This is a genomic window from Streptomyces nogalater (assembly GCF_039532885.1).
In the GTDB taxonomy this organism is placed as follows: domain Bacteria; phylum Actinomycetota; class Actinomycetes; order Streptomycetales; family Streptomycetaceae; genus Streptomyces; species Streptomyces nogalater.
On the sequence record NZ_BAAASM010000054.1, the window covers coordinates 204,107 to 216,411 of the forward strand.

12 protein-coding genes are annotated in these 12,305 nt (G+C 72.2%); 8 read left to right on the forward strand and 4 right to left on the reverse strand.

All coding sequences use genetic code 11. The features are described 5' to 3' along the window. Positions 1-19: 19 nt before the first annotated feature. Entirely contained in the window at positions 20-763 is a 744-nt protein-coding gene (locus tag ABD350_RS30265) for a class I SAM-dependent methyltransferase (RefSeq protein WP_344352013.1), read from the reverse strand. A 270-nt stretch (positions 764-1,033) separates the two neighbouring features. On the opposite strand from ABD350_RS30265, the gene ABD350_RS30270 reads away from it, so the two are divergent. From ABD350_RS30270 to ABD350_RS30305, 8 genes are all read left to right on the forward strand, one after another. Beyond that, the gene (locus tag ABD350_RS30270; protein ID WP_344352015.1) at positions 1,034-1,606 is read left to right on the forward strand and encodes a dihydrofolate reductase family protein; all 573 of its coding nucleotides are present in this window, start codon (positions 1,034-1,036) and stop codon (positions 1,604-1,606) included. 115 nt (positions 1,607-1,721) lie between these two features. Next, positions 1,722-2,135: a hypothetical protein gene (locus ABD350_RS30275; protein WP_344352017.1), complete on the forward strand. Its 414-nt coding sequence runs from the start codon at positions 1,722-1,724 to the stop codon at positions 2,133-2,135. Positions 2,136-2,780: 645 nt separating this feature from the next. Then, the gene (locus ABD350_RS30280; protein WP_344352019.1) at positions 2,781-3,239 is read left to right on the forward strand and encodes a DUF3566 domain-containing protein; all 459 of its coding nucleotides are present in this window, start codon (positions 2,781-2,783) and stop codon (positions 3,237-3,239) included. A gap of 48 nt (positions 3,240-3,287) precedes the next feature. Continuing rightward, entirely contained in the window at positions 3,288-3,860 is a 573-nt protein-coding gene (locus ABD350_RS30285) for a GNAT family N-acetyltransferase (RefSeq protein WP_344352021.1), read from the forward strand. Between the two features lie 57 nt (positions 3,861-3,917). Continuing rightward, positions 3,918-4,502, forward strand: coding sequence for an NADPH-dependent FMN reductase (locus ABD350_RS30290; protein ID WP_344352022.1), 585 nt, complete (start codon positions 3,918-3,920; stop codon positions 4,500-4,502). 53 nt (positions 4,503-4,555) lie between these two features. After that, a complete protein-coding gene (locus ABD350_RS30295) occupies positions 4,556-5,986 on the forward strand; it encodes a DHA2 family efflux MFS transporter permease subunit (RefSeq protein ID WP_344352024.1) in 1,431 nt (476 codons plus the stop codon). Beyond that, entirely contained in the window at positions 5,983-6,393 is a 411-nt protein-coding gene (locus ABD350_RS30300; protein ID WP_344352025.1) for a MerR family transcriptional regulator, read from the forward strand. The genes ABD350_RS30295 and ABD350_RS30300 overlap by 4 nt, the downstream gene beginning before the upstream one ends. A gap of 173 nt (positions 6,394-6,566) precedes the next feature. After that, positions 6,567-8,936, forward strand: a complete 2,370-nt coding sequence (locus ABD350_RS30305; RefSeq protein ID WP_382466641.1) for a glycosyl hydrolase family 18 protein — start codon at positions 6,567-6,569, stop codon at positions 8,934-8,936. A 107-nt stretch (positions 8,937-9,043) separates the two neighbouring features. Here the strand turns inward: ABD350_RS30305 and ABD350_RS30310 are convergent, their stop codons facing one another. The 3 genes from ABD350_RS30310 to ABD350_RS30320 form a co-directional block, all read right to left on the reverse strand. After that, positions 9,044-9,433 carry a peptidase inhibitor family I36 protein gene (locus tag ABD350_RS30310; protein WP_344352027.1) on the reverse strand — a complete coding sequence of 130 codons (390 nt, stop codon included), beginning with the start codon at positions 9,431-9,433 and terminating at the stop codon, positions 9,044-9,046. Positions 9,434-9,664: 231 nt separating this feature from the next. Further along, entirely contained in the window at positions 9,665-11,314 is a 1,650-nt protein-coding gene (locus ABD350_RS30315) for a dipeptide ABC transporter ATP-binding protein (protein WP_344352028.1), read from the reverse strand. Beyond that, positions 11,311-12,303, reverse strand: a complete 993-nt coding sequence (locus ABD350_RS30320; RefSeq protein WP_344352030.1) for an ABC transporter permease — start codon at positions 12,301-12,303, stop codon at positions 11,311-11,313. Before ABD350_RS30320 ends, ABD350_RS30315 begins: the two co-directional genes overlap by 4 nt. Between the last annotated feature and the right edge of the window lie 2 nt (positions 12,304-12,305).

Here is a 12,305-nt window from a genome sequence, read left to right on the forward strand (position 1 = left end):
GCACCGGGACCCGGGCAGGTCACGCCTGAGTCGCCAGGATCATGTACGGCGCGGTCCGGAGCTCCGCCGGGACCGCCGCGGCGCCCGGATCGTCGGCGGGGAGCGTGGGCAGCTCGACGGCGGGGGAGGGGAAACCGGCCTCGGTCAGGAAGCGCCGGTACCGGTCGAGGGAACGGTGGTACGTGACGCTCGGCATCATCGTGCCGTCGCGCAGCCGCAGCAGCGTGGGCACGGGGTCGCCGTCGCCGTAGACCGCGCCCGGCTCGCCGTGGCGCAGCGTGGAGAAGGCCACGCCGGTCGCCGCCGGGTTGAGGTCGGCCAGCAGATACGGCGCACCGGGGCGCAGCACCCGGCGGATCTCGGCGGTGAGGGCGGCCAGCCGCCCGTCGTCCGGATCTGTGCAGTACACCAGGCAGCACACGGCGGCGTCGACGCTGTCGTCCGCGAGCCAGTCCAGGGTGCGGCCGTCGAACAGCCGGTAGGAGACACGGGGGTGGGGGCGGTCCGCGCGGGCGATGCCGAGCATGCCGGCCGAGGGGTCGACACCCTGGACCTCCCACTCCCCGGCGGTCACGAGCCGCGCCGCGACCGCGCCGGTGCCGCACCCGATGTCCAGGGCCAGCCGGCCGGGCCCGGCGCTCCCCACGAGCCGTCGCAGCACGGCGGGGAAGATCAGCCGCTCGGCGAGCCGCATGTCGCGGTCCCGATAGGCGTCGGCGACGGTGGTGGTGTCCCAGCCAAGCGGCTCTTCGTCGGCGGTCAAGGGCGGTGCCTCCTGCACTGAAACGGGCCCGGACGGGTGAAGCGGCACGTGCGGTGGCAGCCTGGCACACGGCACCGCCACGGGGCCCGACGGTGGCGGGAATTCCCTCGGTAGCGCGTCCGGAGGGCGGTTGTTGACGGAGGCGGCGGCTCGTGCCGTACCGGCCGATGAGTTTTCGCCTGCCCCACGGTCAAAGATCACGAACGATGTGCCGCGGCCGACACCGTCGTCGGCCGCGACAACCGATGACGAGATACCGAGGAACCCAGGATGCGCACACTGATCAGCACCGCCTTCGTCTCACTCGACGGTGTGGTGGAGGCCCCGGGCGGCGAGCCCGGCTACCGGAACTCCGGCTGGACCTTCAAGGATGTCGAGTTCCTGCCCGAGGCCTTCGAGATCAAGGGCCGGGAGCAGCGGGAAGCCACCGCGATGCTGCTGGGCCGGGTCAGCTACCAGGCGTTCAGCCCGGTGTGGCCGGACATGGCGGACTTCGCGGAGTACAAGGTGATGCCGAAGTACGTCGTGTCCACCACCCTCACCGAGGCCGGCCTGGTGCCGCACTGGGGTGAGACGACGATCCTGCGCTCGCTCGACGAGGTCGCCGCGCTGAAGGCCACCGAGGGCGGCCCGATCATCGTCCACGGCAGTGCCGCCCTGAACCGGAGCCTCGCGGACGCCGGCCTGATCGACCGTTACCACCTGCTGGTCTTCCCGCTCCTGCTCGGCGCGGGCAAGCGCCTGTTCAGCGCCACGGACAAGGACGCCCAGAAGCTGAAGCTGGTCGAGCACGAGGCCTACGCCAACGGCGTCCAGAAGAACGTCTTCGACGTCGTACGCTGACCCGCACCCCTACGGGAACCGGCCCCGGCGGAGCCCACCCGGGCACCGCCCGGCGCATCACCCGAACAGCGGAGCGCCCCGGCCGGCATGCGCGCGATCGGGGCGTGCCGACAGCGTGAACCCGGTCGCACCGACCGGCGGTCAGTCCTTCCACCCGGACGCGGTCTACCGCATCAACGTGGACACCGACGGCGACGACCGGGCCGACGTCGCGTTCAGCGCCTACAACGCGGGCGAGCCCGCCGACGACTGGGACACCTACCGCGCCCCCTGGATCGCGGTGCTCCAGCACTTCGGCGGCTACGACGAGCAGTCGGCCGAGCAGGCCCTGTGCACGGTGCTGCCGGACATCCTGCGTCTCGACCGCGGCAGGCCCGCCGCCTACCCCAACGGCCGAACCCTCACCGACGACGTCACCTCCGCCCGGCTGGCCATGCTCACCGCGGGCAAGGTCGCCACCGACCACATCGGCCCCCACACCGATCTGCTCCCCGGCTTCCCCTACCTCGGCGTACCCCACACCGGCTGACGGACCGGGGGGACCGGCTCCGTCCCGTGATGCCTCCGGCGTACCACCCGCGGGTGCATACGGACAAAAGTGTGGATACCGTCGGATTCACGGACCAGCAGGCCCCAGAGGCCGCCTGGCGGTCGAAAAGGCCCGTTCGACGGTGGACGGCACGGCCGGGCTGCCAGGCCAGTCAGGGAGACAGGCATGAGCCGAGCCAAGCGCAGGCCCAGCAGCACCTTCCGCGGGCGGATGACACCCGGTCAGGCCGGCGGCCCCAGACCCTCCGCGAAGACCGGGGCGACCGGCCGCCGGCGCGCGGCGCCGCCCGACGAGCCCGACGGGCGGCCGATACCCGACGGGGAGTCCCTACCGCCGGAGCGGCCCGGCCGCCCCGACGGCACGAGCGCGGCGCAGGGGCACCCTGACCCTGCCGGATCCACCGGGCCCCCTCGACCCCCTGGTTCCTCCAGTCCTTCCATTCCCGCCATTCCCCTCGGTGCCTCCGGGGCAGCACCGGAGACGCCCGGCCCGTCCAGTCCGCCGAATCCGCCGAGTCCGCCCGGTTCCCCTGGTCCCCCCGGTCGCCCCGGGGACGCCGATGCCCGGCGGTCCGGGCCGGTCTCCGGTGCCTGGAGTCGGCGGGTGCCCGGCGGTAGGGCGCCCGTGTCAGGCCGGCGGCCGATACGACTGCGCCTGTCGGAGGCCGATCCCTGGTCGGTGATGGTGACGAGTTTTCTGCTGCTGGCCGGCCTCGGGGTGCTCGTGGTCGCCACGGCGGGCGTTTCCTGGTTCATGCTGAACGCCATGGCGCCGGATGTCCTGCCCGCTTTCAGCACCTTCCTGGCCGTCGCGGTGGGAGTCGTCACCGTGGAGGTCTTCCTGGGCACGGGCCTGGTGACACTGGGCGCCTTCCTCTACAACCTGTCGGCGCAGTACAGCGGCGGAGTCGAGATAGCGGTGACCGAGGCCCTGACCGGACCGCCCCCGGCCAACGCCCGGGCCCTGCTGCTCATGGCCAGGGCCCGCCGCCGTCTGCGTACACACATCGCGCCCGGGGACCCCGGTGCCGGCGACCGCTCCTCCGGCGCCCGGCCCGCACGGGCACAACGGGAGACCGAGTAGGTCGTTCAGGACCAGGACGGCCCTCAAGCCGGTGGGTAGAGTCGGGGCATGTATCCGGTCACGCGTTCCAGCGCCCGCCTCGCCCTTCGGGAACTGAGCACCGAGGACGTGGACGCGGTGCTGGCCATCTACGGCAGCCCGGAGGCGACGGAACACCTGTCCTTCGAGCCGCGCAGCCGAGAGCAGGTCGGCCGGATCGTGGCGCGCTCCGTCGCCGCGGCCGTCGAGACGCCGCGCGGGGAATACGCGCTTGCCGTCGTCGAGCGGGAAACGTCCGAACTCGTCGGCTTCGGACGGCTGGCCCTTGATCCCCACCAGCAGAGTGCGGCCACCCTGGGCTTCGCGCTGCGCCCACGGGCGTGGGGGGCCGGCTACGGCGTCGAGATGGTACGGCTCCTGCTGGGCGTCGGCTTCGACGACCTGAACCTGCATCGGATCTGGGGCGCGCGGTCCCCGTGGAACGAGGCATCGGCCCGCACCATGGCGGCCGTCGGCATGGTCGAAGAGGGCGTCATCCGGGAGCATGTGCGGAAGGCCGGCGGGTGGCGGGACTCCGTGGTGCACGCCATCCTCGACCGTGAATGGAGCGCCGCGACGGGAAGCCGGGTCGCCGGACGCTGATGCCCGCACCCCAAGTGTGTTGAGTTCACCCATAGGCGAATGCCTAGCGTCGACGCCATGACAGAAGACGTGCTCGACGGCCGGCTCCGGATCGCCGTGGTGATCGGCAGCGTACGCAGGCCCAGAATGGCCGATCCTCTCGCCGCGTGGCTGGAGCGCGAGCTCACCGCGGCGTACCGGCTCGACCTCGACATGATCGACCTAGCCTCGGTCTCCCTGCCGATGCACGAGATGCGGGCGGGCGGGGCGGCCGTATCCCCGATCGCCGGCCGGCTCGCGGACGCCGACGCATTCGTGTTCCTCACACCGGAGTACAACCACAGCTTCCCGGCGCCGGTGAAGAACGTGATCGACTGGCACTTCACCGAATGGGCGTACAAGCCGGTCGCGTTCGTCGGATACGGCGGTTCCGGCGGCGTCAGGGCGATCGAGCAGTTGCGGGCCGTCTTCCCGGAACTGCGCGCCACCACGGTCCGGGAGTCGGTTCTGCTGCCGATGCCGTGGGAGCACCTCGACGCCGACGGCCGCTTCGTTCCGCCACCGGGTGCGCGGCAGGCGCTGCACGCGACGATGCGCGAACTGCAGGTGTGGGCGCGGGCGTTGCGTTCCCTCCGGGCCGCTGATCCGGCCGGTCGGGAATGAAGAGGCCGGCCGGGCCGCAGGCGCGCGCGGCGGACAGGCTGACGAGAGCGGAAGTGCGCGCCGCGATCGTGCCGGCGTCCGGCGGATTGATGGCGGTGCTGGACGCCACGATCGTCGCGGTCGCGCTGCCCCGGCTGATGGCGGCGTTCGGCACGTCGTTGGCCGCTGCCCAATGGGTCATCACCGCGTACACGCTCGCGATGGTCGCGACGATGCCGCTCGCCGCCGGACTTGCCGCACGCTGGGGCGCCCGCCGGGTGTACCTGGGGGCGCTGGTGGGTTTCGCGGTCGCTTCCGTCGCCGCCGGGGCGTCGGGCAGCCTGGGCTGGCTGATCGCCGCGCGAGCGGCACAGGGCCTCGGCGGTGGCCTGATGACGCCGCTCGGGATGGCGATCGGGTTCGGCGCGGTCGCGCCCGCGCGCCGCGGCCGGATGATGGCGATCGTCGGCCTGCCGATGCTGATCGGCCCGATCCTGGGCCCGGTACTCGGCGCGTTGCTCCTGAACACCGGGTCCTGGCGGCCGCTGTTCCTCATCACCGTGCCGTCGGCACTGCTGGGCGCCGCCGGCACGCTGGCCTGGCTGCCGGCCGACACCGTACGCGGCCGGCGCGGCCGGCTCGACCTGTGCGGAGCGGCGCTGCTGATTCCGGGCCTTGTCACGGTGGCCTACGGCATCGGCGCGCAAGACGGTCCGGCCTGGGCGCGGATCGCCACGGTCATCGTCGGCGCCGGGTTGGTCGCGGTGTTCTCGGTGCGGGCGCTGACCCACCCGGAACCGCTGTTGCGGATCGGCCTGCTACGGAATCCGACGTTCGGCCGGGGCGCCGCGGTCCTCGCCCTGTACGCGGCGCCCTACTTCGGCACGGTGGTGCTGATGCCCGCCTATGTGCAGATCCTGCGGTCGGACAGCGCATCGGTCACGGCGGCGTTGATGGTTCCCGGTACGGTCGGCATGGGAATCAGTGTGCAGCTCGCCGCCCGCTGCCTCGAACGGCTCGGCCCCCGGCTGGTCGTCGGCACCGGGCTGGGCCTCGCCATCGGCTCCGGCCTCGTCCAGGTGATCGTTCTCCGGCCGGACACTCCCTACCCGCTGCTCGGACTGCTCGGCTTCTTCCAAGGGGCGGGGACCGGCGCGGTCATGATGCCGACCATGTCGAGTTCCAGCCGCGACCTCGACGGTCCCGACCTGGCCTCGGCCTCCGCGCTCCTGTCACTGGTGAGCACGATCGCGAACGGGCTGGGCACAGCGGCGGTCAGCGCGCTCTTCACGGGGCTGACCACCACGATGACCGACGGCGGCTCGCTGTCCGCGCCGGCCGAAGCCTCGTACGCGGCCACCATCGTGGATTCCCAGCGGCTGACCCAGGTGGCGGCCCTCGTCGTGATGTCGCTCGCCCTGACCGTGCGTCTGCGCTCCCCACGCCGCACCCCCGTGATACTTGACCGGCAGGAAACACCAGCGACCCAGGGACCTACCTCATGACCACCACCGAGCACTCCGGCCGCGAAGCCGACCCTGCCTCCCTGACGGTCGGGCAGGTGGCCACGGCCGCGGGAGTCACCGCCAACGCCGTGCGCTTCTACGAGCGTTACGGTGTGATCAGCGCCCACCGCAACAGCGGCAACGCCCGCCGCTTCACCGTCGACGCGATCTGCCGGATCAGACTCGCCCTCGCCGCGCAACGCGTGGGGATCACCCTCAAGGAGAGCGCCGCCATCCTCGCCGGCATCCCGCCCCTCTCACCCGACCTCGACCGGTGGACCGCCGCGGGGGAGGAACTCGTCCGGATCGGCCGGGCCCGCATCAGTGAGCTGCAGACAACCGTGAGCGAACTGTCCTCGCTGGAGTTCCTGCGATCGGAGGTCCCGACAGGGCAACAGCGGCGGTGAGACGGGGAGACCGCCCGGCCGACCGCGACCCGGGCGGACACCGCGTCCCGCCCGCGCCCGCCGAAATATTGACGCATTGGTCCAGACCTTCTACGTTGTGAGCGCTCGGTCAGACAACGCGCACGCACGGTTCACCTCACCCCTGTACCACCCCCACAACCACAGGGAGAACCATGGTCCACCGGCGCAGACCACCGCTCGCACCCTCTCGCGGAAACCCGTCCGCAGCATCCCTCGGCAACCCCGGACCCGACACCCGGCGTCGCGGTGCCCGGATCCGGCGGTGGACCGCCGCCCTGGGCACCGTGCTGCTCCTGCCGCTCGCGCTGCTCGCCGCCCTCGCCGCGCCCGCCCAGGCGGCGGGGACGCTCACGGCGACGTTCACCAGCCAGGACAACGGCTCCTGGTGGAAGGGAACGTACGTCGTCCGCAACAGCGGCCCGGCCGCCGTCAACGGCTGGAGCCTGGAGTTCGACCTGCCGGCCGGGGTCTCGGTCACCGGCCACTACAACGGCGACGCGACCGTCTCCGGCCGACACGTGACCGTCAGGAACGCCTTCTACAACGCCGGCGTCCCGGCCGGCGGCAGCACCGAACCGTACAGCTACTGGTTCATCGCGAACGGGCCGATCGCCGCGCCCACGGGCTGCACCGTCAACGGCGACAAGTGCGACGGCACCCCCGACGTCCCGCCGACCGCGCCCGGTGCCCCGAAGGCGACCGCGGTCACGGCCCGCTCGGTCACACTCGGCTGGGCCGCCGCACAGGGCGGCGACCACCCCGTGGCCGCCTACGAAGTGCTCCGCGGTTCCGACACCGTGGCCACCACGACCGGCACCTCGGCCACCGTCACCGGCCTGACCCCGGCGACGAGTTACACGTTCACCGTGCGCGCCAAGGACACGCGCGGCAACGTGGGACCGGCCGGCGCCCCGCTGACCGTCAAGACCGTCGACCCGGCGACCGACCCCGCACCGCCGACCGCGCCCGGCCGGCTGCGCGCCACCGGAAAGACGGCCTCCAGCGTCGACCTGGCGTGGGAGGAGTCCACCGACAACGTGGAGGTGGCCGCCTACGACGTGTACCGCGGCGGCATGCTGGCGAAGTCCGTCGGCGCGGACACCACGACGGCCACGGTCGACGGGCTCTCCCCGGCCACCGCCTACACCTTCACCGTCAGGGCCCGCGACACCGCCGACAACACCTCACCGGCGTCGAACGCCCTGACCCTCACCACTGACGACGTGGCCGGACCGGGCAGGCAGCTCAAGGTGGGCTACTTCGCGCAGTGGGGCATCTACGGCCGCCAGTACTTCGTGAAGAACCTGGACACCTCCGGCGCCGCCGCCAAGCTGGACGTGGTCAACTACGCCTTCGAGAACCTGGACCCGGTGAACCTTACCTGCCAGGCGGGGGTCACCAAGGGCGTCTCCGCCAACCCCCAGGACCCCGACGAGGGCACCGGCGCGGGCGACGCGGACGCCGACTACGCGCGCCCCATGTCGGCCGCCCAGTCGGTGGACGGGGTCGCCGACGACGGCTGGGCGAAACTCCGGGGCAACCTCAACCAGTTGAAGAAGCTCAAGGCCAAGTATCCGAAGCTGAAGGCCGTGGTGTCGCTCGGCGGCTGGACGTACTCGAAGTTCTTCTCGGACGCCGCCGCCACCCAGGCCTCCCGGGAGAAGTTCGTCAAGTCCTGCGTCGACGTGTGGATCAAGGGCGATCTGCCCGTCTACAACGGCGCGGGCGGCCCGGGCACGGCCGCCGGGATCTTCGACGGCATCGACATCGACTGGGAGTGGCCCGGCTCCGAAGGACATCCCGGCAACCACTACGGCGCCCAGGACAAGGCCAACCTGACCGCGCTGCTCGCCGAGTTCCGCAAGCAGCTCGACGCGCTCGGCGGCGAGCACCGGCTGCTGACCGCGTTCACCCCGGCCGACCCCGCGAAGATCTCCGCCGGCTGGGACCTGACCCGGATCTTCGACTCGCTCGACTACGCCAACGTCCAGGGATACGACTTCCACGGCGCCGGCAGCGACAACTCCTGGGAGCCGGGGCGCACCGGCCACGCCTCCAACCTGTACGCCGACGCCCAGGACCCCTACCCCTTCCACTTCAGCGTCGAGGACGCGGTCAAGGCCTATCTCGACGCCGGGGTCAACCCCCGCAAGCTGACGGTGGGCTTCCCGTTCTACGGGCGGGGCTGGCAGGGCGTGACCGACGGCGGTACCGCCGGTGAGTGGCAGGCCGCGGGCGGCGCGGCACCCGGTCAGTTCGACACCGAGGCCGGGGTGCGCGGCTACCACAACCTGATCACCAGCTTCCCCGCCATGACCGTACGCCACGACGAGCAGTCCGTCTCGGCCTACGGCTACACCGGTCCGGGCGGCCAGTGGTGGTCGTTCGACGACACCTGGTCGATCGGGAAGAAGACGGCCTGGATCAAGTCCAAGGGACTGCTGGGCGCTTTCGTCTGGGAGATGTCCGGCGACACACCGGACGGCCGGCTGATGACCGCGCTGGACGGCGGACTGACATAGCCGGACGACGGACTGAAGCAGCCGGACCACGGCGCTCGGCGTCGCGTACGGCTCCCGGGCGGGCGGACGGCGGACCGCCCGCCCGGGCCCCACACGTCCGCGGGCGCCTACTGCTTCTGGAAGGACCGGATCTGGTAGGTGCCCATCAGGTTTCCTCCGTGGCCGGCCGCGGTCGATCCGACGCGTGCGTTGAAGTTGGTCTGCGTGTAGTACTGCACGCGGTGGCCGGTGCCGTTCCACACGGACAGCACGTTCCGGCCGTTGCGGATGAAGGAACACAGGTCGGCGGTGTTGGCGACCCTCTCCGACGCCCACTGGCAGCGGGTACCGCCGCCGTCCCAGCCGCTGTAGATGCAGAAGCGTCCCGGGTCGCAGCGGAAGGCCGCGGCGGCGCTCGTCCCGGCCGGGGCCGGGGTGGAGGCGGACGCGGCGGGAGCCGTACCGAGGGTCGCCGCGACGGCGAGGGAGGCGATGGCGAGTGAAGTGACACGGTGCATGGGGGGTTTCCTTTCCGCGGGTTCTGCCGTCGGTGTCACCGGACGACGGCTTGCAGTGTCATATGCCGCGGAAGACGGCCGACAGAGCGTGCACCAGGGCGCGTGAGGCGTCATGGGCGGTTGCCCGCACAAGGAGGCGAGCCGGGTCCTCCGGCGGGGCCGGGGGAGCGTGCCGGTACCGGGTGCGCCGGTCGCGGGCCGGGGCAGGACGACGGCCAGGGCGTCGTCCGGTCACAGGACCGCGGCCAGCAGTTCCTTCGTATAGGGCGCGCTCGGTGTGTCGAACACCGTGTCCCGGGGCCCCACTTCCACCAGCCCGCCGTCCTTCAGCACCGCGATCCGGTCGCAGAAGTGCCGTACCACCGCGAGGTCGTGGGAGATGAAGAGCAGCGACAGACCCAGTTCCTCGCGCAGGTCCATCAGGAGGTTGAGGACCTGCGCCTGGACGGAGACGTCCAGCGCGGAGACCGGTTCGTCGGCGATGACCAGACGTGGCCGGACGGCCAGCGCGCGGGCGATCCCGATGCGCTGGCGCTGACCGCCCGAGAACTCGTGCGGGTGCCGGGGCAGATGCGACGCGGACAGACCCACCCGCTCAAGGAGTTTTGCCGCCCTGTCCCGGCGCCCCGCCGCGTCCAGGTCCGTGTGGACGCGCAGCGGTGCCGCGACGATCTGCTCCACCGTGTGACGCGGATTCAGCGACGCGTACGGGTCCTGGAAGACCAGCTGGACGTCCCCGCTCAGCTCGCGGCGCAGCCGCGCGTTCGTCGCCGCCCCGGAGATGTCCCGGCCGTCGAAGCGCACCTCCCCGCTCGTCGGGCGGCGCAGCCCGGCCAGGACCCTGGCGATCGTGGACTTGCCCGAGCCGGACTCGCCGACCAGGCCCAGGGTCTCGCCGCGGCCCACGTGCAGGCTCACGCCGTCGACCGCGGTGTGCGGGCGGGAACGGCGCCGGCCCGGGTAGTCCACGCGGAGGTCGCGCACTTCGGCCAGCACACCGGGGGCGGTGTCCGTACGCGGCCGGGACCGCGCAACGGGCTTCGGTTCCGGATCCCCGACCGTGGGCAGACGGCTGCCGGGCGGGGTGCGCAGGGTGGGGGCCGCCTGGACCAGGGCCCGGGTGTAGGGATGGGCGGCGGAGGTCAGCAGGCGCGTCGTGGGCCCCTCCTCCAGGGCCTCGCCGTCGCGCAGCACCAGCGTGCGGTGGCATGTCGCCGCCACCACGCCCACGTCGTGGGTGATGAGGACCATGGCCGTACCGGTCTCCGCCTGGAGGTCGCGGATCAGGTCGAGGACCTGACGCTGGACCCTGGCGTCGAGTGCCGTGGTCGGCTCGTCGGCGATCAGCACGTCCGGGTCGTTGACCAACGCCATGGCGATGACCACCCGTTGGCGCATGCCGCCGGAGAGGTGGTGGGGGTGGTCCGAGGCCCGGGCGGCCGGGATGCCCACCCGCTCCAGCATCGCCGCCGCCCGCTGGAGCGCCGGCTTGCGGCCCGCCTTGGGATGGTGGACGCGGTAGGCCTCGGCGATCTGAGCGCCGATGGTGTGGTACGGCGACAGCGCGTCCAGCGCGTCCTGGAAGACCATCGCGACCCTGGCGCCCCGGACCCGCTTCAGGGCCGGTTCCGGGGCACCGACCAACTCCGGTCCGTCGCCGCCCAGGCGGATGCTGCCCTCGACGCGGGTGCGCGCCGGATCGTGGAGGCCCAGGGCGGCCAGACCGATGGTCGACTTGCCCGAGCCGGACTCCCCGACGAGTCCCAGCACCTCTCCCGGTGCCACGTCGAAGGAGATGTCCCGGACCGCCGGCACCGGGCCGCGCGCCGTGCCGAAGGTGACCGTCAAGTCGCGTACGCGCAAAGCGGATCGTCTGGTCATGCGAGCCTCACTCGGGGATCCAGCCAGGCCACCACCACATCGGCCACGGCCACGGACACGACGACGAAGAACGCGGCCAGAAGCACGGTGCCGACGACCGTGGGCAGGTCGTTGCCGTTCACCGCGTCGACGGCCAGTTTGCCGACGCCGCCGAGCCCGAACACGGTCTCCGTGATGAAGGCGCCGCCGAGCAGCGCCCCGACCTCCAGGCCGAGCAGCTGCACCAGCGGGCCGGCCGCTCCGCGGGCGGTGTACTTCAGATGGGCGCGCAGGGTGCCCAGACCCTTCGCACGGGCCGTGCGCACATACCCGTGGTGCATGGTCTCCAGCATCTGTGAGCGGGTGAGGCGGGCGAAGACGGCCGCGTTGACGAAGCCGAGGACCAGCCACGGCAGGAGCAGACCGAGGGCCCACTGGGCGGGGTGGGCGGCGAAGGGGACGTAGCGCGGCAGCGGGAACAGGCCCGTGGAGTAGACGAGCAGGAGCTGGAGCACGTAGCCGAGGAAGTAGATCTGGACGCTCGCGCCCAGCAGGCCGAAGCCGGACAGCAGACGGTCCGTCGCCCGGCCCCGGCGCAGTGCCGCCGCCAGGCCCGAGCCGACGCCGAGGACGACGATCACCGTGAGGGCGCCGGCCGCCAGGGAGACGGTCACCGGCAGGCGGTCGGTGATGGCGGCGAGCACGGGCTGGTGGAGGGTGTAGGAGTAGCCGAGGCAGGGGGCGGGGCAGGGGATCGGGGTGCCGTCGACGTCCGCGATGATGCGGCCGGTCACGAGGCCGCCGACGTAGTCGAGGAACTGGGACAGGAGCGGCTGGTCGAGCCCCATGCTCGCGCGGACCGCGTCGACCTGCGCGGTGTCGCACTTGGGGCCGCAGGCGATCAGCGCCGGATCGGAGGGGGCGGCGTAGAAGAGCGCGAAGGCCAGGGCGGTGATCGCGAGGAGCACCGCCACGGCCTGCGCGGCCCTCGTGACGAGGTATCGGGTCATGG

Coding starts and splice junctions, on each gene's coding strand:
- ABD350_RS30320 (WP_344352030.1), bottom strand. CDS start 12,303: ATGACCCGATACCTCGTCACGAGGGCCGCGCAGGCCGTGGCGGTGCTC.
- ABD350_RS30285 (WP_344352021.1), top strand. CDS start 3,288: ATGTATCCGGTCACGCGTTCCAGCGCCCGCCTCGCCCTTCGGGAACTG.
- ABD350_RS30305 (WP_382466641.1), top strand. CDS start 6,567: ATGGTCCACCGGCGCAGACCACCGCTCGCACCCTCTCGCGGAAACCCG.
- ABD350_RS30315 (WP_344352028.1), bottom strand. CDS start 11,314: ATGACCAGACGATCCGCTTTGCGCGTACGCGACTTGACGGTCACCTTC.
- ABD350_RS30300 (WP_344352025.1), top strand. CDS start 5,983: ATGACCACCACCGAGCACTCCGGCCGCGAAGCCGACCCTGCCTCCCTG.
- ABD350_RS30270 (WP_344352015.1), top strand. CDS start 1,034: ATGCGCACACTGATCAGCACCGCCTTCGTCTCACTCGACGGTGTGGTG.
- ABD350_RS30310 (WP_344352027.1), bottom strand. CDS start 9,433: ATGCACCGTGTCACTTCACTCGCCATCGCCTCCCTCGCCGTCGCGGCG.
- ABD350_RS30290 (WP_344352022.1), top strand. CDS start 3,918: ATGACAGAAGACGTGCTCGACGGCCGGCTCCGGATCGCCGTGGTGATC.